A 25,104-nucleotide genomic window follows, 5' to 3' on the forward strand; every position below is an offset into this window, starting at 1 on the left:
CGGCCGGCAAGTTTCACTGGCGCAAATCGGCTGTCGCGGCGGGCGATTTGCTCCCTGATTTTCACGATCGGTCGCCATCAGCGCTTTCACTTTGCGGGGGCCTTGCTAAAGCTGCATGGACGAAATGATCGGGCGGGGAGGGATCTCGCCCGGAGCCGGGCCGATTTGAACTGGGTGTTCTGCCAATGACATTGACGGGCGCGGCGGCCTTGCTGATCCTGATCCTGACCTATGCCGGCGTCGCCATCGGCAGGATACCCGGCCTGCGTCTCGACCGGGCAGGGATCGCGCTGCTCGGGGGAGCGGCGATGATCGCCATCGGCGCGCTGAGCATGGAAGACGCCTACCGCGCCATCAATTTCGACACCATCACGCTGTTGCTCGGCATGATGATCGTGGTGGCGCACCTGAAAGTGTCGGGCGCCTTCCGGGCGCTCGGCGCCTACGCCATCGAGCACGCGCATGCGCCCTTCATGCTGCTGGTGATGGTGACGCTGTTGACCGGCGTGCTGTCGGCGTTCCTGGTCAACGACGCCATCTGCCTGGTGATGGCGCCGATCGTCGTTCACGTCACCCGCGTCATCAACCGCAATCCGATCCCCTATCTGATCGCCACCGCGACCGCATCCAACTGCGGCAGCGTCGCCACCATCACCGGCAACCCGCAGAACATGGTTATCGGCGCGCTGTCGGGGATTTCCTATCCGGCCTTCTCGGCCGCCCTGGCGCCGGTCGCCCTGTTCGGCCTCGTCGCCGTCGTCGTCCTCGTCCGCATCGTCTACCGCGCCGAATTCCAGCGGCCGGCCGAGTTGAGCCCCGAAGTCTATCGCGGCCGCATGCTGCCGGGGCAGGTGCTGAAGGCGGTTGTCGTCTGCATCGGGCTGGCGGTCGCCTTCTTCGCCGGCGTTCCGGTCGCCAAGGCGGCACTCATCGGTGGCGCCATCCTGCTGCTCACCCGCGCCATCAAGCCGGCGCGCATCTACCACGAGATCGACGGGCCGCTGCTGTTCATGTTCGCCGGCCTGTTCGTGGTCGTCGCCGGCGCCGAAAAGACGCTGCTGACGCCCGACATCATCGCCTCGGCAAAAAATCTTGGGCTGGACAATGTCTGGCGCCTATCCGGCTTCACCGCTGTGCTGTCCAACATCATGAGCAATGTGCCGGCCGTGCTGGCGCTCAGGCCATTCATCCCCGGCCTCGAAAATCCCGAACGGGCGTGGCTCGTCGTCGCCATGAGCTCGACGCTGGCCGGCAATTTCACGCTGCTTGGCTCGGTCGCCAACCTGATTGTCGCCGAGCAGGCGCGGCGCGCCGGCACGGCTCTCAGTTTCGGCGCCTTCTTCAAGGTAGGCCTGCCGCTGACCCTGATCACCCTTGCCGCGGGCACCGCGTGGCTGGCGTACGGGTTCTAAGAGCTGGAGTTTCCAGTCCCGGATCTCGCCCGAACCAGCGTCGCGGCGGCATGCCCGGCCGCCTCGATATAGTCGGGGTTGCGATGGACCAGCATGATCGAGAAGGCGCCGTCCATCAAAAGCACGATCTCGCGCGCCAGCATCTGCGGCTCGGCGATACCGCGGCCCAACAATTCTGCCGCCAGCCATTTTTCGAAGTTTGCCTTGTGTCGCGATCCCGCCTTGACCGCAGGGTGGCCTGGCATCGAGGCGAGTTCCGCCGCCGTGCGCAGGAAGCCGCAGCCTTTCCACTTTGGATGGCGGGCCGACCGCGCCAGATTGCTGAAGATCGCCTCGACCTTGCGGTCGGCATCACCTTCGGCAGCCTCGAACCAGCCGGCCATCTGTTTCAGATTGGGCTGGTCGCGGCTTTCGAGGTAGGCGGCGATCAGATCGTCCTTGCTCTGGAAGTGATAATACAGCGTCCGCTTGGTCAGCCCCGCTTTCTCGGCGATGGCATCGACGCTGACGCGGCCGATTCCCTCGGCATAGAAGAGCCTAGTCGCGGCATCGACAATGCGTTTGCGTGTGGGGCTCAGCGCTTCAGGCATGCGTCATGTATACCGACTAGTGAATATACATGCAATCGAAAGCCTGATCCTTTTCCGAGGCAATCTGGAAAGGAAACAACAATGACCGATCTTGTCCTGAGCGAAACCCGCGAAGGGGTAACCGTGCTCACCCTCAATCGTCCCGAAAAACTCAACGCGCTGAACTACGCGCTGATCGACCGGTTGCTGGCGATCCTCGATGCCGTCGAGGTCGATGGCGCCATCCGCGCGGTCATCCTGACCGGCGCCGGCGAACGGGCGTTTTCGGCGGGTGGCGACATCCACGAATTCTCCGCCAGCGTCGCACGCGGGGCCGAGGTCGCACTACGCGATTTCGTTATGCGCGGCCAGCGTTTGACCGCGCGGCTGGAAGCCTTCCGCAAACCGATCATCGCCGCCGTCAACGGCATTGCCTTCGGCGGCGGCTGCGAAATCGCTGAGGCCGTGCCGCTCGCCATCGCCAGCGACCGCGCGCTGTTCGCCAAGCCGGAAATCAATCTCGCAATGCCGCCGACCTTCGGCGGCACACAGCGCCTGCCGCGGTTGGCCGGGCGCAAGCGGGCGCTCGAACTGCTTTTAACCGGCGATTGGTTTCCGCCACCCCGGGCCCTCGACCTCGGCCTCGTCAACGAGGTGGTGCCGCATAAGGAGCTGATGCCGGCAGCCTTTGACCTGGCACGGCGTATCTCCAGGCATTCACCACTGGCCGTCGCCAGCATCCTCACAGCGGTGGCGCGCGGCCTGAACCAGAGCATCGCCGAAGGCTTGGCTGTCGAGGCCGAGCAGTTCGCCCGCATGGCTCCGACCGCCGATCTGCGCGAAGGGCTGGACGCCTGGATCGCGCGCCGCCAGCCGGGCTGTGACGGCTCGTGGACCCACATCACCCGGCCGGACGAAGCCAGGCGGGCGTCGCTGGAGCAGGATCGGGTTGCCGAACAGGACCAAGGCGCTGCCGTCGCCGGCGCATGGCCTTCGATGTCGAATGGAAGCGGCGTTCCAAATAGGGGCGAGGCGGGTAGACCTAGCTTTTCTAAGCCTAGGCGCTAGAACTACTCGCTTGCGTCATGGCGACCGACGGCTCCACCTTAGGCGCTATTGGCAGCCGGATTATCGGCGAATGGCAATGGAGACATCGATGGTCGCTCTCGCTCGCAGGCCCTGGGTTCCATCGCATTGCGACGAGTTCGCCCAGCAGCTGGCGCAGACGACGAGCGCTCAGAAGACCGATGCCGTCATGGCGGCAATCAATAGCGGCATCGAGCTGAATCGGTCGATCCACGAAGCCGACTGTATCAACCTCAATCCGGCGACCAATGTGATGAACCCGAAGGCCGAAGCCGCACTCGCTTCCGGCCTGGGGTCGCGTCCGTCGCTCGGCTACCCCGGCGACAAATATGAAATGGGACTGGAGGGCATCGAGCAGATCGAAGTGATCGCTGCGGAACTCGCGGCCGAAGTTTTCGGCGCCAGCTATGCCGAGATCCGAGTGCCTTCCGGCGCGATCGCCAATCTCTATGCCTTCATGGTTGCAGCCAGGCCGGGCGACAGCATCATTGTCCCGTCGCCGGCGATCGGAGGCCATGTAACCCACCATATGGCCGGCTGCGCCGGGCTCTACGGGCTCGATATCCACACCGCTCCGGTCGATGCCGACGGTTACACCGTCCACGTCGGCAAATTGCGCGACATGGCAAGGACGGTACAGCCGAAGATGATAACCATCGGTAGCAGCCTCAACCTGCTGCCCCATCCCATTCGTGAGATCCGGGCGATCGCCGACGAGGTCGGCGCGCTGGTTCTCTTCGATGCGGCCCATCTGTGCGGCATGATTGCCGGACACGCCTGGCAGCAGCCGCTGGAGGAGGGCGCTCATCTGATGACGATGAGCACCTACAAAAGTCTCGGCGGTCCGGCGTCCGGGCTGATCGTCACCAACGACGCCGCCGTCGCCGAGAAGCTCGATAAGATTGCATTTCCCGGCATGACCGCCAACTTCGATGCTGCCAAGTCGGCAGCCTTGGCGATTACGCTTCTGGACTGGAAAGACCACGGCCAAGCCTACGCCGCGACGATGGCGCGGACCGCAAAGGCGCTGGCCGAAAGCCTTGCCGATCGCGGCCTGCCGGTGTTTTCGACCGGCATGGGCTACACGACATCGCACCAGTTCGCCGTCAAGGCGGCGGAGTTCGGTGGTGGCCAGGCGGCGGCAAAGAAGTTGCGGCTAGCCAACATCCTGACCTGCGGCATCGGCTTGCCCATAGACGCCGTCGACGGCGACATGAACGGGTTGCGCTTCGGTACACCGGAGATCGTCCGCTGGGGCATGACCGAGGACGACATGCCCGAGCTCGCGTCTCTCATCGCCAGGGGGCTGCGCGGCAATGACGCCAGCGAACAGGTCGCGGCAGATGTCACGGCATTCCGGCGCCGGTTCAACAAGCTTCACTTTGTGAACTGACGCCTGAAGCGGCGGGAGAACCCGCCTTTCTCTAAAAAACAGGGGAATGAAAATGCGCATGATCGTGCAGATGATGACTGCTGCCCTAATGACAGCCGCCGCTGTCGGCGCCGCGAGGGCGGATATCGTGTTCGGCGTCGCTGGTCCGATGTCGGGACCGAACGCCGCTTATGGAGAACAGTACCGCGTCGGTGTCGAGACCGCAGTCGAACACATCAACGCCAATGGCGGCGTTCTCGGACAAAAGCTTTCCGTGTCGGTCGGTGACGATGTCTCCGACCCGAAGCAAGGCGTTTCGGTCGCCAACAAATTCGTCGCCGATGGCGTCCACTATGTCGTCGGGCACTATAATTCCGGCGTCACCATTCCCGCTTCCGAGGTCTATGCGGAGAATGGCGTTCTGTTTGTGACGCCGACGGCCACTAACCCGACCGTGACGGAACGCGGCCTGTGGGACGCATTCAGGGCGTGCGGGCGTGACGATCAGCAAGGCTCGATCGCCGCCAAATTCGTTCTCGACCGCTTCAAGGACAAGAAGATCGCGATCGTCGACGACAAGTCGACGGCGGGCAAAGGCCTCGCTGATGAAATGGCCAAGGCCTACAATGCCGGTGGCGGCAAGGAGGTCCTGCATGAAGAGGTCAACCCGGGCGAGAAGGACTACAGCCCGCTCGTCGCAAAGATCAAGCAATCGGGCGCCGAGCTCGTCTACTATGGCGGTCAGCACACGGAGGCAGGCCTGATCGTGCGTCAGATGCACGATCAAGGCGTCACCACCATCCTGATGGGCGGCGACGGCATCTCCAACAGCGAGTTTGGCGCAATCGGCGGTGACGGTGCTGTTGGAACCCTGATGACGTCGTTCCCCGACCCGGCAACGTTTGCCGAAGCCAAGGGCGCCGTTGCGGATCTCAAGGCCAAAAACGTGCCCACCGAGGCGGTGACCCTCTATGCTTACGCGGCAACGCAGATTCTTGCCGAGGCTATTGCCAAGGCCAAGGCCGACGATCCTAAGGCCGCTTCCGATTATCTTCATTCCGGCGCCGGCATCTCGACTGTGCTCGGTTCGATCTCCTATGACGACAAGGGGGATATCAAGCAGCCGGGCTTCGTCGTATTTGAGTGGCAGAAGGTCGACGGCAAGCTGACCCCGGTCGCCCTCAAATAGAAACACCGCGTCGGCGGCCCAGATCGGCCGCCGACGTTTTCCGGGAACGTCGGACGATGGCCGTAAATCCGCCGCGACCTCGAATGCCGCCTCTCAACACTTTGCGCGCCTTTGAAGCAGCCGCCCGCCATGAAAGCTTCGCCAAGGCGGCCGACGAGCTTGGCGTCACCCCGGCGGCGGTGTCGCATCAGGTCAAGGCCCTGGAGGCATGGCTCGGCTCGCCGCTGTTCGTGCGCCATGCCCAGGGGCTGCATCTGACCGAGGCTGGGCGCGCGGCCCTGCCTGCCTTCTCCACCGCGTTCGATGCCATGGGCCTTGCCGTCCAGGAACTGCGCATCTGGGCTCCGAAATCGCAGGTAAGCATCGCAGCGTTGCCATCCATCGCCCAGCTCTGGCTGGCTCCGTATCTACCGGCACTTCGCGCTGCGCTTCCCGCCCTTCGCCCGTCCATCCATGCGCTGGAGGAGCCGCCGGATTTCAGGCGTGAACCCTTCGACCTCGCCATCTTCCTGACCAGGCATGCCCCTGGGGGCAGCCGCGCGTTCAAGCTCTGCGACGACGTGATCTTTCCGGTCTGCGCGCCGGCGCTCGCCAGGCAGCTGAAAACGCCGGCGGATCTCTCATCGCAGCTGCTGCTTTGGGACACCACCTGGACCGGCGACTGGAGCCTATGGTTCGAGGCTGCCGGACTGAAAGGCCCGTCGATAGAGTCCGGCTCCGAGTTCTCGCTCTACAGCATGGCGTTGCAGGCGGCCGTCGACGGCGCCGGCGTTCTGATGGGGCATGAGGCGCTTGTGTCGCGCGCACTCGCCGCCGGTTCGCTGGTGGCGCCGTTCCCGCAGCGCGTCCCGACCGGCCTCAGCCTCTCAATCCTGGCGCCGGACCGCCCGCCCGCCCAGGCCGCGCAAATGATCGAGTGGCTGCTTGCACAGGGCGCAGCGAGCCAGGACTGAAGCTTGCAACAACCGGCGGCAGAGCGATCGCTTCGCCGCCGGTTTCAAACCATCATGGCGTCACGTCGAGACGGCCTTTCATGTTGGGGTGGAAGCGGCAGAAATAATCGACCGCTTCCGCCGTCTTCAGCGTCAGGCTTGCTGTTGCCTTCGGCGGGATCATCACCTCCCAGCCGCCCTTCACGGTCGCCGTATGGGCGAACACATCCTTGTTCACCCACTCGATCGTGTCGCCGACCTTTGCCTCGACGGCGGCTGGCGAAAAGACGAGCTTGTCGATGGTGACCTGGATGGTTTCGGCCTGTGCCGGAACGATGCCAATGGTCAACGCCAGTAAAATCCCCAGATACCGCTTCGACATGCTCCTGTCCTTACTTCAACATGCCGGCGACATGTTCGGCGTGCTGCTCATGCCCCTGGAAAATCTTCAAGCCGGTCTCCAGCAGGCTCTTCAGCTCTGCGTTCTCCGCTGACGGGATCAGGAGGGTTTCGAGCGCGCCGTTGACCTGCTTGTGATAGGCGACTTCGTTCTCGACATAGGCCTTGTCGAAGGCAGCGCCCTCGAGCTTGGCGAGCTTGGCCCGCTCCGCGGCCGCCGCTGTGGTTAGCGCCTGGCTGGTCGCGTTGTCCTCCGGCGTGACGTTGAGCTTCTTGACCAGGTCGAGCGCTTGCACGTTCACGGCTTCATGATCGCGTACCATGTCGTTGGCGAAGTCGACAACCTCCTTAGTCTTCGATTTCTCGATCGCCAGCCTGGCGGCTTCCACATCGATGACGCCGGCTGTGTAGGCGATGTGGGCGATCACAGGGTCGGTTGGCTTGTCCCCGGCCTGAGCGAGCGGGGCAGTGCCAAGCAACAGCAAAGCGGCCAGGGCGGTGGTGCGACGAATAAGCATTGCATCTCCTTCGCCCGGACGCGGGGATCGCGCCGGGCCGTGTTTTTCAGTTGACGGTCATTGGATGCGGAGCGGCGGCAAATGTTCCCGCGAAAGTCAGCAAGACTAGCCGATGGTCAGCTTTCCAGGCCGAGCCGCCGCATCACCGCGCTGGTCAGCCGCTCGCAGCGCCGGCCGGCGAAGGGGAAGGCATCGAGCAGTACCGGGCCGATCTGGTCGTCCAGTGCCTTGCGCACCAGGGCGCGGGCTCGGTGCAGCCTCGTCTTGACGGTTTCTGGCCGCACGCCGAGAAGCTCGGCGGTCTCCTCGATGCTGAGCCCTTCGACCACCCGCGCCACGAACACCGTCCGGTAGACATCGGGCAGGCTGTCGGTGGCCCGTTCGACAAGGTCGAGGATCTGCCGTTGCGCCATCGTCCGCTCCGGATCGTCGCTGGGATTGAGGGGAAACTGGATGATTTCGGCTTGCGAGTTTGCCGGAATCGCCACCGTCCGTCGTCTTTTGCGCAGACGGCCGAGCGCCTCGTTGATGACGATGCGCGACAGCCAGGTGGCCAGCGAGGAGTCGCCGCGAAAGGCATCGAGATGAGCAAACGCCCTGACATAGGCCTCCTGGACGATGTCCTCGGCCTCGGCATCGTTGCGCACCACGCCGCGGGCGATGCGGTAGAGCCGTTGATTGTGGGTCTTCATGATGGTGCGGAAGGCATTGCCCTCACGCGCCAGTGCACGGCGAACCAGCTGCATCTCACTGGAGGCAGCGGGCATGACCGTCAGGACAGCAGGCATGGCCAGTTTCCTCATCACGACCCAATCTCTTGAATAGAACTTCCGATCGAAACATTGGATGGCGCTGCCGGGAAAAGGTTCCCGATATTTTGACTGGGGCCGCCGCGACTATCGTACCGCCTCCAAAGGAGGGTGTCTGCAGTTTGCGCGCGCGCTGTCACCGCAAGCAGATCGGTCAGTGCGATCCACCCGGCTTTTAATATGCATTTTTAATACGTTACGCCGGCTTCCCGATTCGGTGCGGCAGGCTCGGCCTCGTCAGACAGCAGCGGCCGCAGCGAGGCCGCGCGACAGATCGGCTTTCAGATCCTCGACATCCTCGAGCCCGATCTGCAGGCGCAGCAGCGGCCCGTCATAGGGACCCTTGGCGACGACGCGGTCGCCGAGCCAGACCGGCACGGCGAGGCTCTCATAACCGCCCCAGGAATAGCCGAGGCCGAAGATTTTCAACGCGTCGAGGAAGGCGTGCTGCTGCTTCTGGGCGCCGCCTTTGAGCACGACGGAAAAAATGCCGCTCGAGCCGCAGAAATCGCGCTTCCATAGAGCATGATCGGGGTGGCTGGGAAGCGCCGGGTGCAGCACCCTTGCGACGCCCGGCTGCCCTTCGAGCCAGCCGGCTATATCAAGCGCGCTTTTCTGATGGCGCTCCAGCCGCACGCCCATGGTGCGGAGGCCCCGCAGCACCTGGTAGACATCGTCTGGCCCGGCGCAGCAGCCCATCGTGCAGAAGCTCTCATAGAGCTGTTTCCAGCAGGCATCGTTGGCCGACACGGTGCCGAGCAGCACGTCGGAATGGCCGGCCGGATATTTCGTCGCCGCGTGGATCGAGATGTCGACGCCATGGTCGAGCGGGCGGAAATAGAGCGGCGTCGCCCAGGTGTTGTCCATCATGATCAGCGCGCCTGCGGCATGCGCCGCCTTGGCAATGGCCGGTATGTCCTGCACCTCGAAGCTGTTGGAGGCCGGCGATTCGGTGAACACGACCCTGGTGTTGGGCTTGATCAGCTTGGCGATGCCGGCGCCGACATGCGGATCGTAGTACTCGACGTCGACACCGAGCCGCTTCAGCATCGTGTCGGCGAAGTTGCGCGTCGGATGATAGACGGAATCGACGATCAGCAGATGATCGCCCGCCGAAACGAAGGCCAGCAACGGGATCGTCACCGCCGCCAGCCCCGAGGGCACCAGGATGGTGCCGGCCGAGCCTTCCAGCGCATCGATGGCCTGGGCAAGCGCATCCGTGGTTGGCGTGCCGCGCGTGCCATAAGTGTATTTCTGGCTGCGCGCCGCCATTGAGGCCGCGTCGCGATAAAGCACGGTCGATGCGTGCACGACCGGCGGATTGACGAAGCCGAAATAGTCGTGCGGATTGTTGCCTGAATGGGCAAGCCGCGTGTTGATGCCCATCTCGTTGCCGTCTTTTGCCATTGCTGTTCGCCTTGTGGTGAGGCGCTAGCCATAGTGCGGCGGCACTGGTCGCGCAACAGCCCGGCGCCCGCCAGGCAACGGTCTTTGGATATGCCAATTCATGCCAGCAGAAGTCGGTAACGCTGATCCGCCCCGCGCTGGCGTGATCACCGGCAATGCCTGGCCGGGCGCCCCGCTGGTCCCCCGCCGATCGGCCTTGTGGGTGGCTGCGAAAGATATATAATTGAATACTAATACTTATCGCCGGATTGCCTCGATCAGATGCCGCCGGACGGTTGTTGCCGGTTGACGTCCAGATCCCTCCGATCCGGGTATCTCGCTCACAGAGCATGAGCGAGGCAAAGGGGAGGAATGCCATGACCGACGTCAAGTGGATGATAAAGGCGCGCGAATTCACCAACTGCAACTGTGCCTATGGCTGTCCGTGCCAGTTCAACGCATTGCCGACGCACGGATTCTGCCAGGCGGTCGCCGGCATGGAGATCGAGCACGGCTATCATGGCGAGACCAAGCTTGACGGCTTGCGGTTTGCCGGGATCTTTCGCTGGCCGGGCCCGATCCATGAAGGCAAGGGCGAGGCCGCGGTGGTCATCGACGAACGGGCGACCGAGGCGCAGCGCGGAGCGCTGCTGCGCATTCTCAGCGGCCAGGACACTGAACCCGGCGCGACCATATTCCAGGTTTTCTCGACCACATTGGAAAAGGTCCACGATCCGATCTTCGCCGCGATCGATTTCAAGATCGACATCGACGCGCGTAAGGCCACGCTGCATGTGCCGGGCGTAACCGAGGGCCATGGCGAGCCGATCAAGAATCCGGTCACCGGAGCCGAGCATCGGGCGCGCATCGATCTCCCGCACGGCTTTGAATACGCGCTCGCCGAGGCCGGGCGCGGCTGGACCAAGGCGTCCAGCCCGATCAAGTTCGAGCTGGCCGACTCCCATAGCCATTTCGCCATTATGCATCTCACGCAAAGCGGCGTCGTGCATTGATCTGATCCAATGAGCGACTCGGCCCTCGAGGCGGTGTTGCGGCGCGACCGCGCGGTCGTGACGGTTGCGCTTGTCATCATTGCCGTGCTCGCCTGGGCCTATGTGCTGTGGCTCGCTGCCAACATGACGGCGCCCGATGTCGCCGCGCCGGGCGCCGCAGCCGGTGACATGGCGGGCATGGACATGTCGGGTATGAATATGGGCGGCATGGATATGGGCGCCACGGCGACGCCCGGTTTCCGGGTCTGGGAACCGGCCGATTTCGCTTTCATCTTCGCCATGTGGGCGGTGATGATGGTCGGCATGATGACGCCATCGGTTGCGCCGATGCTGCTACTCTATGCCGGCGTTGGCCGCCAGGCGCGCGCGAGCGGCCGGCCGATCGCATCGACGGCATGGTTTTTCACCGGCTATTTGCTGGTCTGGGTTGCCTTCAGCGTTGTGGCGACCGGCGCGCAATGGCTGCTGGCTGGTCTCACCTTGCTGAGTCCGACGATGGCAACCAACAGCAGGATACTGGCCGGCCTCGTTCTGGTCGCCGCCGGCCTCTATCAATGGACGCCGTTGAAGGCGGTGTGCCTGCGACAATGCCAGGCGCCGATCGCGTTCCTGGCCAGTCACGGCGGGTTCCGGTCCGATCCGCTTGGTGCCCTGCGGTTCGGGGCCGAGCATGGCGCCTATTGCCTTGGCTGCTGCTGGGCGCTGATGGCGCTGCTGTTCGTCGGCGGTGTCATGAACGTCCTGTGGATCGCCGGCATCGCCATCCTCATTCTTCTGGAGAAGACAGTTCCGGCCGGCCAACTGATTCCCCGCATCTCCGGGGTGCTGATGGCGGGTGCCGGTCTCTGGCTCCTTGCCGGAGCGGTTTGAGCGCGCCAGCGCAAGGGCAGACCATGCCAATTGATCGCGACAAAAGGCAGTCGTGCAGAGCAATGCCGGAGGACAAGTTCCACAGGCGCCGCGCGAATTTGCGCGGATAGGACTTTGCCAATTTTGTTTGCGCGGCTTGCAAATTTCCTGACGCTCTTGTCTGCAATTCAGGCATTTCCGGCAATTGGTTTTCAAACGCATTGGGTTTCGGTCATTTCCCTTGACCTCACAGGAATAATCGCCTTCGATGCAGTTCGTGAATGGGAGGCAGCGCGTCGATTACGATGCGGGTTTCGGGAATAGATCGGAAGGGGGCTACGTTCACGCACGGGAACAATGATCAGGGTTTGCCTGAAAAACAGAAGAAGGGTCTGTGGGTTATGAAACATATTGCAATTGGCATTTTTGGAGCCGCCGCGCTCGGATTGATGGCTTCGGCCGCTTCGGCAGGCACGCTGGACACAGTCAAGGCGAAGGGCTTCATTCAATGCGGCGTCTCGACCGGTCTGGCCGGTTTCTCGGCGCCCGACGACAAGGGTGAATGGCAAGGCATCGATGCGGATTTCTGCCGCGCTGTGGCGGCCGCCGTCTTCGGCGACGGCACCAAGGTCAAGTTCACGCCGCTCAGCGCCAAGGAGCGGTTCACCGCACTGCAGTCTGGCGAAGTCGACATCCTGTCGCGCAACACCACCTGGACCATCAACCGCGACACGGCACTTGGCCTGAACTTCATCGGCGTCACCTACTATGACGGCCAGGGCTTCATGATCAACGCCAAGAAGTTGCCGGGCGTGAATTCCGCACTGCAGCTTTCGGGCGCCGCCGTCTGCGTGCAGAGCGGCACCACGACCGAGCTCAATCTGGCCGACTACTTCAAAGCCAACAAGATGGAGTACAATCCGGTCGTCTTCGAAAAGCTGGAAGAGGTCAACGCCGCCTATGACGCCGGCCGTTGCGACGTCTACACGACCGACCAGTCGGGCCTCTATGGCATCCGTCTGACGCTGGGTGCGCCGGCCGACCATGTCGTGCTGCCCGAGATCATCTCCAAGGAACCACTTGGACCGGCCGTGCGCCAGGGCGATGACCAGTGGTACCACATCGTCAAATGGACCTATTTCGCGCTGCTCGACGCCGAAGAACTCGGCATCACCAAGGCCAATGTCGACGAGATGAAGGCCTCGGAAAGCCCAGAGATCAAGCGCGTGCTCGGCCAGGAAGCCGACACCAAGATCGGCACCGATCTCGGCGTCTCCAATGACTGGGTCATCAACATCGTCAAGGCGGTCGGCAACTATGGCGAAATGTTCGAACGCAATGTCGGCTCGGGCAGCCCGCTGAAGATCGCGCGCGGCATCAACGCACTGTGGACCAAGGGCGGCCTGCAATACGCTCCGCCGATCCGCTGATCGAAATGTGATCCGGAAGGCAGATCCTCTGCCTTCCGGTTTCTCTTTCCAGGGGACGGTCAAATGGCATCGCAGGAAGTTCTTCGCGAGGAGCCGAGCCGCGGTTCCTTCATCAACGATCCGAAAGTCCGCAGTTTTGTCTTCCAGGCGGTGGTCGTCGTTCTGCTGGTGGGGGGCGTCTGGTGGATCGTCAACAACGTCATCGACAATCTTACGCGCCTTCACATCGCATCGGGGTTCGGCTTCCTCAGGGGGCGCGCCGGCTTCGACATCTCTGACAGCGCCATCGCCTACACGTCGGATTCGACCTACGGTCGCGCCATCATCGTCGGCATCATCAACACGCTGATTGTCGCCGCTGTCGGCATTGTCACAGCAAGCATCGTCGGCTTCTTTGTCGGTATTGGCCGGCTGTCGCGTAACTGGCTGATCCAGAAGATCTGCACGGTCTATGTCGAGACTTTCCGCAACATCCCGCCGCTGCTGGTCATCTTCTTCTGGTACTCCGGCGTGCTGGCCGTGCTGCCGACGCCGAAGGAAAGCATTCATCTGCCGTTCGGTTCCCTTCTAAATCAGCGCGGCGTCTACTTTCCGCGCGCCGTGTGGGGCGACGGCTCCTGGCTGATCTTCGTCGCCTTTCTTGTCGGCATCGCCATGGCGTGGTTCGTCGCCCGTAAGGCACACCAGCGGCAGATGGCGACTGGCCAGCAATTCCCGGTGTTCTGGACGTCGCTGGCGTTGATCGTCGGACTGCCACTGCTTGCTTTCGCGCTGAGCGGCTTCCCGCTGAGCTTTGATTTTCCAAAACAATCGACCTTCAACCTGACCGGCGGCTTCGTCGTCAAGCCGGAGTTCCTTTCGCTTTATCTCGCCCTGTCGTTCTATACCGCCGCATTCATTGCCGAGATCGTGCGCGCCGGCATTCGCGGCGTGGCAAGGGGCCAAAGCGAGGCCTCGGAGGCGCTCGGCCTGCGGTCGGGACAGGCGCTGCGTCTGGTCGTGGTGCCGCAGGCGATGCGCATCGTCATCCCGCCGTTGGCGAGCCAATACCTCAACCTGACCAAGAACTCCTCACTGGCCATCGCCATCGGCTATCCCGATCTGACGGCAACCGCCGGCACCGTGCTCAACCAGACCGGCCAGGCGATCGAGTGCGTGCTGATCATGATGACGGTCTACCTGTCGATCAGCCTGCTCACCTCGCTGTTCATGAACTGGTTCAACGCCAAGATGGCGCTGGTGGAGAGGTAGGGCCATGCAAGAACACGACATGTCCTGGGTCCGGACGGAAATGGTGCTGGCGCAGCCTGCACCGGCCGGGGTAACCGGTATGGGTGCCTGGGTTCGCAAGAACCTGATCGGTTCGGTCAGCGATACAGTCCTGACCATCATCGGTATCGCTCTGGTGGCGCTAATCCTGCCGCAAATCATCAATTGGGCTTTCATCAACGCCCAATGGACCGGCGCCGACCGCACCGTCTGTCTCACGGCTGCGCAGGCGCAGGGCGGTATCCAGCCCGACGGCTGGTCCGGCGCCTGCTGGGCCTTTGTCAATGCCAAGTTCGGCCAGATCCTGTTCGGCACCTATCCGGTCGAGGAGCGCTGGCGGCCGATCCTGGTCGGCATATTGCTGGTCGCGCTGCTCGTGCCGATGCTGATGCCCAAGGCGCCGCGCAAGGGCCTCAACGCCATCCTTCTGCTCCTCGTGCTGCCGATCGTATCCTTCATCCTGCTTTCGGGCGGAGTGTTCGGGCTGCCTCTGGTCGAGACCTCGCGCTGGGGCGGGCTCATGGTGACGCTGTCGCTCTCCTTCGTCGCGATCGTCGTTTCGCTGCCGCTCGGCATCGTGCTGGCGCTCGGTCGGCGTTCGAAGATGCCCATCGTCAAAACGCTATGCGTGATCTTCATCGAGACCGTGCGCGGCGTACCGCTGATCACCGTCCTGTTCATGGCCAGCGTCATGCTGCCGCTTTTCCTGCCGGCCGGCGTCACCTTCGACAAGTTCCTGCGCGCGCTGATCGGCGTGTCGCTGTTCTCGGCCGCCTACATGGCCGAGGTGGTACGCGGTGGCCTGCAGGCCATTCCGAAAGGCCAGTATGAAGGCGCCGATTCGCTCGGCCTCGGCTACTGGCAGAAAATGTATTTCGTCGTCATGCCGCAGGCGCTGAAGCTGGTCATTCCAGGCATCGTCAACACCTTCATCGGCATGTTCAAGGACTCCAGCCTGGTCTCGATCATTTCGATGTTCGACCTGCTCGGCATCGTCAAACAGAACTTCTCCGACCCCAACTGGGCAACGCCGGTAACGGCGAAGTCCGGCCTGGTGTTCGCGGCCTTCGTCTTCTGGCTGTTCTGCTTCGGCATGTCGCGCTATTCAATGTACACGGAACGCCGGCTCGACACCGGCCACAAACGCTAAAAACAAAAGGGGACCCTGCCATGGTCATAGAAAATGCGGTCAGCGCGGAAGAGATCAAGGTCGATGCCAAGAAGATGCACATCTCGACCACCGATGTCGCCATCGACATCATCGCCATGCACAAATGGTACGGCGAATTCCATGTGCTGAAGGACATCAACCTGAAGGTCATGCGCGGCGAGCGCATCGTCATCTGCGGTCCTTCGGGCTCCGGCAAATCGACGATGATCCGCTGCATCAACCGGCTGGAAGAACACCAGAAGGGCAAGATCATCGTCGACGGCAAGGAGCTGACCAACGATCTGAAGAAGATCGACGAGGTGCGCCGCGAGGTCGGCATGGTGTTCCAGCACTTCAACCTGTTCCCGCATCTGACCATCCTGGAGAACTGCACGCTGGCGCCGATCTGGGTGCGCAAGACACCGAAGAAGCAGGCCGAGGAAATCGCCATGCACTTCCTCAAGCGTGTGAAAATCCCGGAGCAGGCCAACAAATATCCAGGTCAGCTCTCAGGCGGCCAGCAGCAGCGCGTGGCGATTGCCCGTTCACTGTGCATGAACCCGCGCATCATGCTGTTCGACGAGCCGACCTCGGCACTCGACCCGGAAATGATCAAGGAAGTGCTGGAGACGATGGTGGGCCTCGCCGAAGAGGGCATGACCATGCTGTGCGTCACCCACGAAATGGGCTTTGCCCGCAAGGTTGCCAACCGGGTGATCTTCATGGACCAGGGCCAGATCGTCGAACAGAACACGCCGGCCGAGTTCTTCGATCACCCGCGCCATGAGCGGACGAAGCTGTTCCTGTCGCAGATCCTGCACTGACGATTTCAATGCGAAACGAAGAGCCCGGCCGGAAACCCGGCCGGGCTCTTTTTCGTATGGATCGGCTGAGGCAGTGTTCGTTGTGTAGCGGCAGGGCGCAAGGACGCCATCGATGAAGAAGCTCGGGCGCATCCTTGGCCTGTTCATCGTCCTGGCAGCGCTTGCCATGGCGCTGGGTACACTGGTGCCGCGCCCGCTGTGGCGGACGGCCAATGCCAGCGCCGCCGCGACGCGGCATATCCTCGTGCTGAAAAACCCGATCCACACCGATATCGCCATTCCGGTCGATGACCGCGTGCGTCAGCGCTTCCATTTCCTTGTCGATGCCGGCATTCCGGCCGATGGTGCTGAAGTTCGCTACATCGTCTTCGGCTGGGGCGGCCGCGCTTTCTATCTGGAGACGCCGACCTGGTCCGAACTGAAAGCGGTGCCGGTGCTAAAGGCGTTGACGCTGGATGCCTCGGTCATGCATGTCGATATCGTCGGCGACATCGCCGAACCGCGTCCCGACGTCACCGGCTTCGACATCGGCGAGGAGCGTTTTGCTGCGCTGCTCGATTTCATCGAAGCGAGCTTCCAGCAAGGGCCGAACGGACCGATCCTTGTCCCGGATGCGGCCTATTCCAGATATGACGGCTTTTATGAAGCCAATGGCCATTTCAATGCACTGGTCGGCTGCAACACCTGGACGGCGGCGGCCTTGCGCACAGCCGGCCTGCGCACCGGCTGGTGGAACCCGTTGCCGGTCTCGCTCGGCCTGTCGATGCGGCTTTATGATTAGCTATCGACGTCCGACGGTTTCGGGCACCCGCCAGCCATAGAGCCAGTCCAGGTCTGAGGCGAGCTTTTCGGACGAGCGCGTCGCCAGGAACAGATTGCGGGCCATCGCCACCGGCCCCGCAGCATGCCAGGCGAGCCGGTTGACGGCGCCACGGCGGGCAACTTTTGCTACACGCGGACGCCGTTCCTGTTCCCACGCGGCAAGCGCACCCTGGAGATCGGCAGGCAAGGCGGCGACGAAGCCGGCAAGCGTTGCGGCATCCTCGATCGCCATCGCCGCGCCCTGTGCGGCAAACGGCGTCATCGCATGCGCCGCATCGCCGATCAGCGCGATGCCATCCGACGTCGTCCAGGGCTGGCGCTGGTCCACTGTATGGATCGGCCACGCCGTCCACGGCCCGGCTTCTTCGACCAGCCGGGCCAGTGCCGGCGCCGTGCCGCGCATGGCGCTGGTGAGGATCTTGACGTCGGCATTGCCGGACCAACCCTCGGCGATGATCTCACCCTTGGTGAACGCAGCAAGGTTGAAGGCGGTGCCTTTGCTGACGGGGTAGGCGACGAGGTGGAAGCCGGGATGCAGGAAGGTGGTGACGCAGTCGGTTGCAGCGATCGCCGCGAAGGCTTTTCCGGCGGCGCTGTCGGCGCTGACCGTGGCGCGCCAGGCGAGTTCGCCCGAAAACCGGTTTCTGGACGAAAACCCGGCAGCAGCACGGGTCGCCGACCAGACACCATCGGCGCCGATCAGCAGGAACCCCTCGGCCTCGACGCTCTTGTCGCCAATCTCAGTCGTTGCGATGAGGCCATGCGGCCCCTTGGCGACGCCGCTGACGCGCGCGCCGGTGACAAGCTTGATGCCAGGCAATTCCGCCACGCGCGCCATCAGCGCGTTTTGCAGATCGGCGCGGTGAGCGACGAGGTAGGGGGCCTGCCAGCGCTTTTCGGCCAAGTCGCCAAGCGGGACGCGCGCCAATTCGCGCAATGTTCCTGCATCCCTAAGCACGACCGCCTCCGGCCGCACCGCTGCCGGCGACAGCCGGTCGAGCACGCCGAGCTGGCGAAGGATGCGCGTTGCGTTGGGGGAAAGCTGGATGCCGGCGCCAGCCGCTTCGAGGCGCGGCGCTTGTTCGAACAGCTTTATCGGATAGCCGCGCTCGGCGAACGCTAGGGCAGCGGTCAGCCCCGCAACACCCGCCCCGGCGATAACGATCTGCCGGGACTGCATGTCGCTCATTGGGATCGTCGCGAAAGAATCAGGCGGCCTGGTCGATATACAGGCACCCGGCCGGCGCCGTTTCCGTTGCCTTCAGCTTTGACGAATAGCGATAGAGCGTCGAGCAATAGGGGCAGACTTTTTCATCGTCGTCGCCCATGTCGAGAAACACATGCGGATGGTCGAAAGGCGGATTGGCGCCGGTGCACATGAATTCCCTAACGCCGATGTCGATCGCCGCGTGGCCCGCATCGTTCTGGAAATGGGGAATGGAACCGCCTGCCATCGTCGTCTCCTTGCTCTCTCGTTTAGAATTGCATCTGGATCATAACCCGTCTCTTTGCAAGATCGATGAAATGAAACTGTCGCAAAAGCCTGTCACAGGATAAGTTAAGCCGGTTAACCGGCTGAGCAGTCGAGAAGAGCAGGAACCATGAACGAACTGAAGCCGGTACAGAGCGAATTCACCACCGTGGAGAAGGCCAGCTCCGAAGGCGGCAACCCCGACCGTTTCGTCAACCGCGAGTTTTCCTGGCTGCAATTCAACCGCCGCGTTCTCGAAGAATCGCTGAACCTCAATCATCCGCTGCTCGAACGCGTCCGCTTCCTGTCGATCTCGGCAGCCAATCTCGATGAGTTCTTCATGGTCCGCGTCGCCGGTCTCGCCGGCCAGGTGCGCGAGGGCATCACGCTCAAGAGCCCGGACGGCCGCACGCCGGAGCAGCAGCTCGAACAATTGCTGCGTGAGGTCGAGCGCCTGCAGGAGGACCAGCAGAAGAGCCTTTCGGCGCTGATGCTGCTGCTCAACAAGGAAGGCATAGAGAGCATCGCCCGCGACGCCCTGACCAAGGACGAGAAGGTCTGGCTGGAAGACCATTTCCAGGAGCAGGTGTTTCCGGTGCTGACCCCGCTATCGATCGACCCAGCGCACCCGTTCCCGTTCATTCCCAATCTCGGTTTCTCGATGGCGCTGCAACTGCGTCATCGCAAGAATGGCGAGGAGATGAGCGCGCTGTTGCGCCTGCCGGTTGCATTGAAGCGCTTTATCCGTCTGCCCGACCGCAAGCATCATGTCCGCTTCATCCCGCTCGAAGAGGCGGTCGGCCTCTATATCGGCAAGCTGTTCCCCGGCTACGAGGTCAAGGGCTCCGGCACATTCCGCATCATCCGCGACAGTGATATCGAGGTCGAGGAAGAGTCCGAGGATCTCGTGCGCCTGTTCGAGACGGCGCTGAAGCGCCGCCGCCGCGGCTCGGTCATCCGCATCGAGTTCGACAGGCTGATGCCCAGCGAGTTGCGCGACTTCGTCGCCGGCGAGCTTGGCGTGTCGTCGAGCCGCATCAGCGTTCTGACCGGTCCGCTGGCGCTCAGCCAGATCTCCGAAATCGTCGCCGTGGCCCGCGACGACCTCAAGTTCACGCCCTACAATCCGCGCTTTCCCGAACGCATCCGCGAGCATGGCGGCGACTGTTTCGCCGCCATCCGCGAGAAGGACATCGTCGTTCACCACCCTTACGAATCCTTCGACGTGGTGGTGCAGTTCCTTCGCCAGGCGATGGCCGACCCGGAAGTGGTGGCGATCAAGCAGACGCTGTATCGCACCTCAAACGACAGCCCGATCGTGCGGGCGCTGGTCGACGCCGCCGAGGCCGGCAAGTCGGTGACAGCGCTGGTCGAGCTCAAGGCGCGCTTCGACGAGGAGGCCAACATCCGCTGGGCGCGCGACCTCGAGCGCGCCGGCGTCCAGGTCGTGTTCGGTTTCCTCGAACTGAAGACCCACGCCAAAATGTCGCTTGTGGTGCGGCGCGAGGACGGCAAGCTGCGCAACTACGTGCATCTCGGCACCGGCAACTACCATCCGGTCACCGCGCGCATCTACACCGACCTGTCCTTCTTCACCACCGATCCGACCATTGCGCGCGATGTCGCCCAGCTGTTCAACTTCATCACCGGCTATGCCGAGCCGACCGATGAGATGCGGCTGGCCATTTCGCCGTTTACGCTCAGAAGCCGCATCTTGAAGCACATCGCCGACGAGGTTGGCCATGCGCTCGAGGGCAGGCCAGCGCGCATCTGGATGAAGATGAACGCGCTCGTCGACCCTATCATCATCGACGCGCTCTATGACGCCAGCCGTGCCGGCGTCGAGATCGACCTCGTCGTGCGCGGCATCTGCTGCCTGCGGCCACAGGTGCCGGGCCTGTCGGAAAACATCAGGGTCAAGTCGATCGTTGGCCGTTTCCTTGAACACAGCCGCATCTTTTGCTTTGGCAACGGCCATGGCCTGCCGTCCGACGAGGCGATCGTCTACATCGCCTCGGCCGACCTGATGCCGCGCAATCTCGACCGCCGCGTCGAGACCATGGTGCCGATCACCAATCCAACTGTGCATGAACAGATCCTTGGCCAGATCATGCTGGGCAACATCATGGACAACCAGCAAAGTTTCGACGTATTGGCAGACGGAACCTCCCGGCGCGTGATGCTGGAGGAGGGTGAGGAACCGTTCAACGCGCAGGAATATTTCATGACCAATCCGAGCCTGTCGGGACGGGGCGATGCGCTGAAGTCGCATGCGCCCAAGCGCATCGCGCAGTTCAAGCGCCGCAAGAAAAACGCCGCAGCGTCCGGCTGATGATTGCAACGTCCCAGGGCCGGCTTCAGGACCGCCGACCGCTGTCCATCATCGACATCGGATCGAATTCGATCCGCCTTGTCATCTATGAGGGGCTGGCGCGTTCTCCGACCACGCTGTTCAACGAAAAGATGCTGGCCGGCCTCGGCCGCGGCATCGTTTCGACCGGAAAGCTTGATCCCGAGGCGGTAACGCGCTCGATGGAAGAATTCCGGCGTTTCCGCGCCCTTTCCGACCAGGTCGGCGCCGAGCACATGTATGTGCTGGCGACCGCCGCCGCCCGCGAGGCGGTCAACGGTCCCGACTTCATCCATCGCGCCGAAGATGTGCTCAAGACCGAGATCCGGGTGCTGAGCGGCCGCGAGGAGGCGCATTATTCGGCGCTCGGCGTTATCTCCGGTTTTCATCCGGCCAACGGCATTGCCGGCGACCTTGGTGGCGGCAGCCTGGAACTGATCGACGTCAATGGCGAGGCGATCGGCGACGGCATCACACTGCCGCTGGGCGGCCTGCGTCTGCAGGATATGGCCAAGAACTCGCTCGCCCAGGCGGCAAAGATTGCGCGCGAGGAACTGGCGCGGGCAAAGCTGTTGAAGGGCGGGCAGGGCAGGACCTTCTATTCGGTCGGCGGCACCTGGCGAAATCTTGCCCGGCTGCACATGGAAATGAGCAACTATCCGCTCGGCGTCATGCACCACTACGAAATCAGCGCCGACAGTGCTGCGAACTTCCTGAAGCAAGTGGCCAAGGGCGAGATCGAGAAGGTGAGGGGCATCGAAGGCGTCTCCAAGAATCGTCGCTCGTTGCTGCCCTATGGCGCGATCGTGCTGCAGGAGATCATGGCGGCGATGCAGCCGTCGAAGATCATCGTCTCGGCGCTCGGCGTACGCGAGGGCTTTCTTTATTCGCTGCTGGGTGAAGCCGAGCAGAAGGCCGATCCACTGATTTCCGCGGCGGAGGAACTGGCCCAGCTGCGCTCGCGCTCGGTCACCCATGCGCATGAGCTTGTCGAATGGACGGGCAAGGCCTTCGCTGCCTTCGGCATCGACGAGACCGAGGACGAGGCGCGTTATCGTCAAGCGGCCTGCCTGCTTGCCGACATCGGCTGGCGCGCGCACCCGGAATACCGCGGGAAGCAGTCGCTCAACATCATCGCCCACGCCTCCTTCATCGGCGTCGATCACCCTGGCCGCGCCTTCCTGGCGCTTGTCGGCCTGTTTCGCCACGAGGGGGTCTTCAACGAGGCCGTCCCCGAGATTCGTGGATTGGCGACGCCGCGTTATCTCGAGCGGGCCCGCGTGCTGGCGGCGATGCTGCGCGTCGTCTACTTGCTGACGGCGGCAATGCCGGGCGTCATGCCCAGGCTGAAGTGGGAACCCCGCCCCAATGGCGCACTGGCGCTGGTGCTGCCGGCGTCGCTGGCCGATCTCTACGGCGAGCGGCCGGCGGGCCGGCTGGCGCAGCTGGCAAGGATCACCAACCGTCGGCTGGTGCTGGCCGTCGAGGGCGGGCCGAGCATTTCGGTCAAGTAGCCTCAGACCCGATCCCGAATGTTCGGCCGTCGATGGAATAGGCACCCGCGCCGGCCATCGCCAATGCCAGGAAACCGCCTGCTATGGCGATGTCCTTCATCAGCATCTGTGAATGCAGGAAGCTCAGCATCGGGTCGTCGGCGCCTTGTCCGTAATGGCCGATGAAGCCGGCAACGACGCAGAACGCGGCCAGCAGCAGCGCCACGATCGGCGTCTTGAAGCCGACCAGGATGAGCAGTCCGGCGATCAGCTCGAACAGCCCGGTTCCCCAGGCCGCTAGCGTCGGCAGCGGCAGGCCGAGGCTGGCGAAATAGCCCGTCGTGCCGGCAATGTCGGCAAGTGCATGGAAGCCCGAGGGAACAAACAGAGCGGCAAGCAGCAAACGGGAAAGCAGCAGCAGTGCGTTGCGGGGCATGGTCACCTCCGTGTCGGTCGGGCCGGCTGGCCCGTTCCTTATCCCGACGCCGCGATCCTAGCAGGAATCGGCTAGCCGGGACGCATGCCCAGACAACGAAAAAGGGACCCGGAAAATTCCGAGCCCCTTTTGGTCGTTTCTAAGAACGGGGTTCAGCCGCGCTTGGCGTCGATCGAATAGGCACCGGCGCCCGAGGAGGCCAGCAGGATGAACCCGCCCGTAATGGCGAGATTCTTGAGAAACTGGATCATCTGCATCTGGTCGGCCCAGCCAGTGTGGGCGACCAGCCCGGTGGCGACGGTGAAGATGGCGAGCACCCAGGCGGCGATACGGGTCTGGAAACCGACGAGGATGGCGAGACCGCCGACAAGCTCGATCAGACCAACGACGATTGCCGTCACGGTCGGCAGCGGCAGGCCGAGGCTACCGAAGTAGCCGGCGGTACCGGCAATCGCGGTCAGCTTGCCGAAACCGGAAAGCAGGAAGATGACCGCGAGCAGGATGCGGCCGAGCAGGATTGTGGTTGAGGCATTGGAAGCGGCGCCGGAACCGGCGACTGAACTGTTGATGGACATGGTGACTCTCCGGGAGGTTGCGAATACCTCCTCCAGATAGTTCAGGCCGACTGTTCACCAAAGATGCCTATCCGGCGACAGTTCGTTCACCGGGATAACGCTTTTGTGATCGAGTGTGACTTCAGCCCGGATGCGTCATGTCTTCGGGCCGCACCAGCCGGTCGTAGTCGGCCTCGCTGACCAGTCCGGTTGCCAGCGCTTCCTCGCGCAGGGTCGTGCCCTTCTTGTGCGCGGTCTTGGCGATCTTGGCCGCATTGTCGTAGCCAATGGTCGGCGCCAGTGCCGTCACCAGCATCAGCGAGCGGTCGAGTGCCGCCTTGATGTTGTCTTCCCGCGCCTCGATGCCGACGACGCAATTGTCGGTGAAGGACACCGAGGCGTCGGCCAGCAGTTGCACCGACTGCAGGAAGTTATAGGCCATCAGCGGATTGTAGACGTTGAGCTCGAAATGGCCCTGGCTGCCGGCGAAGGTCAACGCCGCATTGTTGCCGAACACCTGGACGCAGACCTGCGTCAGAGCCTCGCACTGCGTCGGGTTGACCTTGCCGGGCATGATCGACGAGCCCGGCTCGTTTTCCGGTAGCGAGAGTTCGCCAAGGCCGGAGCGCGGGCCGGAGCCGAGGAAGCGGATGTCGTTGGCGATCTTGAACAGGGCGGCGGCGCACGCGTTGATGGCGCCATGCGAAAACACCATGGAATCGTGCGCCGCCAGTGCCTCGAACTTGTTCGGGGCGGTGACGAAGCCGATGCCGGTGATATCGGCAATGCGCGCCGCCACTTTTTCGGCAAAACCGACCGGCGCATTGAGGCCTGTGCCGACGGCAGTGCCGCCCTGCGCCAGTTCCTGCAGGCCGGGCAGCGTCAGCTCGATGCGCTTGATCGACGAGGCGACCTGCGCCGCATAGCCGGAAAATTCCTGGCCAAGCGTCAGGGGCGTCGCGTCCTGCGTGTGGGTGCGGCCGATCTTGATGATATGGGCGAACGCCTTCGTCTTGGCTTCGAGTGCTGCATGCAGATGCTTCAGCGCCGGCAGCAGGTCGTGCACGATGCGCTCGGCGCAGGCGATGTGCATGGCCGTCGGGTAGGTGTCGTTCGACGACTGGCTCATATTGACGTGGTCGTTGGGGTGCACCGGCTTCTTCGAGCCCATGACGCCGCCCAGCATCTCGATCGCCCGGTTGGAGATCACCTCATTGGCGTTCATGTTGGACTGCGTGCCCGAGCCGGTCTGCCAGACGACCAGCGGGAAATGCTCGTTGAGCTTGCCGTCGATGACCTCCTGGGAGGCTTCGACGATCGCCTTGCCGAGTGCCGGGTCGAGCCGCTTCAGCTCCATATTGGCTTCGGCCGCCGCGCGCTTGACGATGCCCAAGGCGCGGACGATCGAGGCCGGCTGCTTTTCCCAGCCGATCCTAAAATTGCCGAGGGAACGTTGCGCCTGCGCGCCCCAGTAGCGGTCGGCGGCGACCTCGATGGGACCGAACGTGTCGGTTTCGGTTCTGGTCTTTGGCGCGCTCACGGCTCTCTCCGAATGACGAATTCGGCAACGGCGTATCGCGTTGCACAAATCGCTTCAAGCGGAGATTGCGATGGCCGAGGATGCAAATCGGTTGAAGGCGCAGGTAATCTCCCCCCTCGAGGGGGAGATGTCGCCGAAGGCGACAGAGGGGGTCGGTACGTCTTGACGCGGCCCCTGTCGCCGCCACAGGAAGCTGGCGCATCACGCGCAGCGACCCCCTCTGGCCTGCCG

23 protein-coding genes and 1 pseudogene are annotated in these 25,104 nt (G+C 63.1%); 14 read left to right on the forward strand and 10 right to left on the reverse strand.

Annotation, left to right across the window (positions count from 1 at the left end; all coding sequences use genetic code 11):
- Positions 1-185: 185 nt before the first annotated feature.
- Positions 186-1,412, forward strand: a complete 1,227-nt coding sequence (locus AC1D0N_RS06320) for an anion transporter (RefSeq protein ID WP_477242516.1) — start codon at positions 186-188, stop codon at positions 1,410-1,412.
- Here AC1D0N_RS06320 and AC1D0N_RS06325 read toward each other — a convergent pair.
- Positions 1,409-2,002, reverse strand: a complete 594-nt coding sequence (locus AC1D0N_RS06325) for a TetR/AcrR family transcriptional regulator (RefSeq protein WP_477242517.1) — start codon at positions 2,000-2,002, stop codon at positions 1,409-1,411. The genes AC1D0N_RS06320 and AC1D0N_RS06325 overlap by 4 nt on opposite strands.
- A gap of 81 nt (positions 2,003-2,083) precedes the next feature.
- On the opposite strand from AC1D0N_RS06325, the pseudogene AC1D0N_RS06330 reads away from it, so the two are divergent.
- From AC1D0N_RS06330 to AC1D0N_RS06345, 4 genes and pseudogenes are all read left to right on the forward strand, one after another.
- Positions 2,084-2,857, forward strand: a pseudogene (locus tag AC1D0N_RS06330) (crotonase/enoyl-CoA hydratase family protein); the annotation flags it as partial.
- A 280-nt stretch (positions 2,858-3,137) separates the two neighbouring features.
- Positions 3,138-4,460, forward strand: coding sequence for an aminotransferase class I/II-fold pyridoxal phosphate-dependent enzyme (locus tag AC1D0N_RS06335; RefSeq protein WP_477242519.1), 1,323 nt, complete (start codon positions 3,138-3,140; stop codon positions 4,458-4,460).
- Positions 4,461-4,506: 46 nt separating this feature from the next.
- Entirely contained in the window at positions 4,507-5,628 is a 1,122-nt protein-coding gene (locus AC1D0N_RS06340; protein ID WP_477242521.1) for a branched-chain amino acid ABC transporter substrate-binding protein, read from the forward strand.
- An 83-nt stretch (positions 5,629-5,711) separates the two neighbouring features.
- Positions 5,712-6,581, forward strand: a complete 870-nt coding sequence (locus tag AC1D0N_RS06345; protein ID WP_477242523.1) for a LysR substrate-binding domain-containing protein — start codon at positions 5,712-5,714, stop codon at positions 6,579-6,581.
- A gap of 52 nt (positions 6,582-6,633) precedes the next feature.
- Here AC1D0N_RS06345 and AC1D0N_RS06350 read toward each other — a convergent pair whose 3' ends face one another.
- The 4 genes from AC1D0N_RS06350 to AC1D0N_RS06365 all read right to left on the reverse strand — a co-directional run bounded on the left by AC1D0N_RS06350 (position 6,634) and on the right by AC1D0N_RS06365 (position 9,693).
- Positions 6,634-6,942: a cupredoxin domain-containing protein gene (locus tag AC1D0N_RS06350; RefSeq protein ID WP_477242525.1), complete on the reverse strand. Its 309-nt coding sequence runs from the start codon at positions 6,940-6,942 to the stop codon at positions 6,634-6,636.
- A gap of 10 nt (positions 6,943-6,952) precedes the next feature.
- Positions 6,953-7,477 (reverse strand): DUF4142 domain-containing protein, encoded by a 525-nt coding sequence (locus AC1D0N_RS06355; RefSeq protein WP_477242527.1) that lies wholly within the window; start codon positions 7,475-7,477, stop codon positions 6,953-6,955.
- 116 nt (positions 7,478-7,593) lie between these two features.
- The gene (locus tag AC1D0N_RS06360) at positions 7,594-8,265 is read right to left on the reverse strand and encodes an RNA polymerase sigma factor (protein WP_477242529.1); all 672 of its coding nucleotides are present in this window, start codon (positions 8,263-8,265) and stop codon (positions 7,594-7,596) included.
- Between the two features lie 258 nt (positions 8,266-8,523).
- Positions 8,524-9,693 carry a cystathionine beta-lyase gene (locus AC1D0N_RS06365; protein WP_477242531.1) on the reverse strand — a complete coding sequence of 390 codons (1,170 nt, stop codon included), beginning with the start codon at positions 9,691-9,693 and terminating at the stop codon, positions 8,524-8,526.
- A gap of 356 nt (positions 9,694-10,049) precedes the next feature.
- Between AC1D0N_RS06365 and AC1D0N_RS06370 the strand changes: the two genes are divergently transcribed.
- The 7 genes from AC1D0N_RS06370 to AC1D0N_RS06400 all read left to right on the forward strand — a co-directional run bounded on the left by AC1D0N_RS06370 (position 10,050) and on the right by AC1D0N_RS06400 (position 16,988).
- Positions 10,050-10,685 carry a DUF1326 domain-containing protein gene (locus AC1D0N_RS06370; protein ID WP_477242533.1) on the forward strand — a complete coding sequence of 212 codons (636 nt, stop codon included), beginning with the start codon at positions 10,050-10,052 and terminating at the stop codon, positions 10,683-10,685.
- Between the two features lie 9 nt (positions 10,686-10,694).
- Positions 10,695-11,555 carry a DUF2182 domain-containing protein gene (locus AC1D0N_RS06375; protein WP_477242535.1) on the forward strand — a complete coding sequence of 287 codons (861 nt, stop codon included), beginning with the start codon at positions 10,695-10,697 and terminating at the stop codon, positions 11,553-11,555.
- A 380-nt stretch (positions 11,556-11,935) separates the two neighbouring features.
- Positions 11,936-12,964 carry an amino acid ABC transporter substrate-binding protein gene (locus AC1D0N_RS06380; protein ID WP_477242537.1) on the forward strand — a complete coding sequence of 343 codons (1,029 nt, stop codon included), beginning with the start codon at positions 11,936-11,938 and terminating at the stop codon, positions 12,962-12,964.
- A gap of 63 nt (positions 12,965-13,027) precedes the next feature.
- Complete coding sequence (locus AC1D0N_RS06385; RefSeq protein ID WP_477242539.1) at positions 13,028-14,215, forward strand: amino acid ABC transporter permease; 1,188 nt, start codon at positions 13,028-13,030, stop codon at positions 14,213-14,215.
- Positions 14,216-14,219: 4 nt separating this feature from the next.
- Positions 14,220-15,383 (forward strand): amino acid ABC transporter permease, encoded by a 1,164-nt coding sequence (locus AC1D0N_RS06390; protein WP_477242541.1) that lies wholly within the window; start codon positions 14,220-14,222, stop codon positions 15,381-15,383.
- 20 nt (positions 15,384-15,403) lie between these two features.
- Positions 15,404-16,207 carry an amino acid ABC transporter ATP-binding protein gene (locus AC1D0N_RS06395; protein ID WP_477242543.1) on the forward strand — a complete coding sequence of 268 codons (804 nt, stop codon included), beginning with the start codon at positions 15,404-15,406 and terminating at the stop codon, positions 16,205-16,207.
- Between the two features lie 112 nt (positions 16,208-16,319).
- Entirely contained in the window at positions 16,320-16,988 is a 669-nt protein-coding gene (locus tag AC1D0N_RS06400; RefSeq protein WP_477242545.1) for a TIGR02117 family protein, read from the forward strand.
- Here the strand turns inward: AC1D0N_RS06400 and AC1D0N_RS06405 are convergent, their stop codons facing one another.
- Positions 16,989-18,218 carry an FAD-dependent monooxygenase gene (locus tag AC1D0N_RS06405; protein ID WP_477242547.1) on the reverse strand — a complete coding sequence of 410 codons (1,230 nt, stop codon included), beginning with the start codon at positions 18,216-18,218 and terminating at the stop codon, positions 16,989-16,991.
- Positions 18,219-18,237: 19 nt separating this feature from the next.
- Entirely contained in the window at positions 18,238-18,483 is a 246-nt protein-coding gene (locus AC1D0N_RS06410) for a zinc-finger domain-containing protein (protein ID WP_477242549.1), read from the reverse strand.
- A gap of 147 nt (positions 18,484-18,630) precedes the next feature.
- Here AC1D0N_RS06410 and AC1D0N_RS06415 point away from each other — a divergent pair, with 147 nt between their 5' ends.
- Together AC1D0N_RS06415 and ppx are read left to right on the forward strand one after the other, a co-directional pair.
- Complete coding sequence (locus tag AC1D0N_RS06415; RefSeq protein ID WP_477242551.1) at positions 18,631-20,832, forward strand: RNA degradosome polyphosphate kinase; 2,202 nt, start codon at positions 18,631-18,633, stop codon at positions 20,830-20,832.
- Positions 20,832-22,364, forward strand: a complete 1,533-nt coding sequence (gene ppx, locus AC1D0N_RS06420; protein ID WP_477242553.1) for an exopolyphosphatase — start codon at positions 20,832-20,834, stop codon at positions 22,362-22,364. Before AC1D0N_RS06415 ends, ppx begins: the two co-directional genes overlap by 1 nt.
- On the opposite strand, the gene AC1D0N_RS06425 is transcribed toward ppx, so the two are convergent.
- From AC1D0N_RS06425 to fumC, 3 genes are all read right to left on the reverse strand, one after another.
- The gene (locus tag AC1D0N_RS06425; protein WP_477242555.1) at positions 22,357-22,779 is read right to left on the reverse strand and encodes a DoxX family protein; all 423 of its coding nucleotides are present in this window, start codon (positions 22,777-22,779) and stop codon (positions 22,357-22,359) included. The two genes, ppx and AC1D0N_RS06425, sit on opposite strands and share 8 nt — an antisense overlap.
- Before the next feature lie 152 nt (positions 22,780-22,931).
- On the reverse strand, positions 22,932-23,354 hold the full coding sequence (locus AC1D0N_RS06430) for a DoxX family protein (RefSeq protein ID WP_477242557.1): 423 nt from the start codon (positions 23,352-23,354) through the stop codon (positions 22,932-22,934).
- 121 nt (positions 23,355-23,475) lie between these two features.
- Entirely contained in the window at positions 23,476-24,873 is a 1,398-nt protein-coding gene (gene fumC / locus AC1D0N_RS06435) for a class II fumarate hydratase (RefSeq protein ID WP_477242559.1), read from the reverse strand.
- Positions 24,874-25,104: the final 231 nt, after the last annotated feature.

The organism is Mesorhizobium sp. P2_E10 (assembly GCF_056404235.1).